Origin of the sequence: Actinomadura sp. RB99, assembly GCF_014706005.1 — a bacterium.
Classification (GTDB): Bacteria; Actinomycetota; Actinomycetes; order Streptosporangiales; family Streptosporangiaceae; genus Spirillospora.
Window position 1 is genome coordinate 1 of sequence record NZ_JABMCA010000193.1, and the last position, 754, is coordinate 754.

At 68.0% G+C, this 754-nt stretch carries 1 protein-coding gene; it reads right to left on the reverse strand.

Annotated elements, in window-relative coordinates; all coding sequences use genetic code 11:
- Positions 1-678 (reverse strand): helix-turn-helix transcriptional regulator (locus amrb99_RS49515; RefSeq protein ID WP_190869043.1); only part of this gene is annotated, 678 nt, incomplete at its 3' end.
- Positions 679-754 lie beyond the last annotated feature (76 nt).

The window sequence follows — 754 nt, forward strand, 5'->3', positions numbered from 1 at the left end:
GATCGCGCGGTCGAGAAGCCGGAGACCCTGCCGGTTCTGGTCCATGCCCATCATGACCAGGGCGCGCAGCAGAGGAACCAGCAGAGGGAGGTTCGGGTCCTGCGCGCGTTCAGCCGCGCGCTCCTCGGCCTGGAGCAGCGCGAGCGCGTCCCCGGTATAGCCCAATTTCCGCGCGAGGCTCGCGCCGATGTAGAGACCGCGCGACAGGTAACCCCACGCGCGAGGGGCATCCGTCTCGTGCGCGTGCGCGGCCAATTCTTCCAGGGCGGACGGGAGACGTTCGCCGACCCTCGTCAACTTCGCGGCATTCGTGAGCCGACGAGCTGTCGCAACTTCCGCCGCGAGAACGTCGAGCGAGCGCGGGGCGGCATCAAGATCGGGGCCGATCTCCGCCGCCGTCAGCGCCCGCCGGAGCGCCGGAATCGCCGCGTGCAGATCGCGATCATCACGCACGTCGTACGGCTGCCCGTACAACTCGGCCGGGTCCACACCGAGCGCCCGGGCCGCCGCAGCGACAAACGCCGGCTGCGGCACCCGGTGGCCGCCCTCTACGCCAGCGATCAGGCCACGCGAATAGCCAATCTGCTGGGAAAGGCCGTGCTGTGTGAGGCCGCGGGCTTTTCTTGTTCTAGCGAGCCGGACACCGACTGATTCTTCGGTAGGATCGGTTTTGGACATGGGTCCTGCTCCGTTCTGAGGCTTCGACACCTTCAGGCTACGGCGTGGGACCCTTCGTCGTTAGGGGTCAGCGGAC